We start from the raw sequence: 891 nt of genomic DNA, 5'->3' as shown, positions 1-891 counted from the left end.
GTGGTTTGTGGCTTTGTTTATCGTATGAAGATGGGAAAAAACCAAAAGAAAATCCATGTAAAAACCGTGTTGCTATTGACCCAGGGGAAATTCACACCATCGCAGCCATTTGTGAAAATGGGGAAAGCCTCATTATCACGGGAAGAAAAATAAGAAGCATTCATCGGTTGAGAAACAAGAAATTAAAAGAACTGCAAAAACTCATGAGCAGATGCAAAAAAGGCTCCAAACAATGGAAAAAGTACAATCGGGCGAAACAATATGTACTTTCGAAATCAGAGGCACAACTAAAGGATGCACTGCACAAAACCACGAGACAATTTGTTCGTTGGTGTTTGGAAAACCAAGTGAAAGAAGTCGTCATTGGAGATATCGAAGGAATCCAACGGAATACGAAAAAGAAACGAAACAAAAAGACCAATCAGAAATTATCCAATTGGTCGTTTGGAAAATTATTTGATTATCTCAAATACAAATTGAATGCCGAAGGAATTCAAATCGAGAAAAAAGATGAAAGTTATACCTCGCAAACATGCCCTGTTTGCGGGAAGAAAAATAAATCTTCTTCTAGAAATTATACATGTCAATGCGGGTACAAACGACACCGTGATATCCATGGGGCAATGAATTTATTTGCCAAAGTATATTATGGTGAAATCCGCCCATTGGAATTTACGGTCAAACCGTTTACGTATCGACGGATTGCTTAGGTATGAAGTCGTAGATGGCGAGTTCCCGCCCTTGAGTATCATGGATACTCATGTTGCCTGTGGCTCCCAACGGGACGGGTGCCAGGTGTTGCCTGCAGATAGGCTGCCAACCAGCCTATCATGCATCCACCTCCGAAGGGGAAACAGGAAACCCCCACTTCGATAAGTGGGGGAGGTTCAT

Annotated in this window: 1 protein-coding gene; it reads left to right on the top strand. The window is 41.5% G+C overall.

Annotated features, from left to right (window positions below; genetic code table 11):
- On the top strand, positions 1-710 hold a 710-nt coding region (locus tag ETC02_RS16730; RefSeq protein WP_171698456.1), incomplete at its 5' end, for an RNA-guided endonuclease InsQ/TnpB family protein.
- Between the last annotated feature and the right edge of the window lie 181 nt (positions 711-891).

The sequence above is a fragment of the Geobacillus sp. DSP4a genome (genome assembly GCF_013096875.1).
Taxonomy (GTDB): domain Bacteria; phylum Bacillota; class Bacilli; order Bacillales; family Anoxybacillaceae; genus Geobacillus; species Geobacillus thermophilus.
This window is presented reverse-complemented; position numbering and strand designations above follow the sequence as displayed.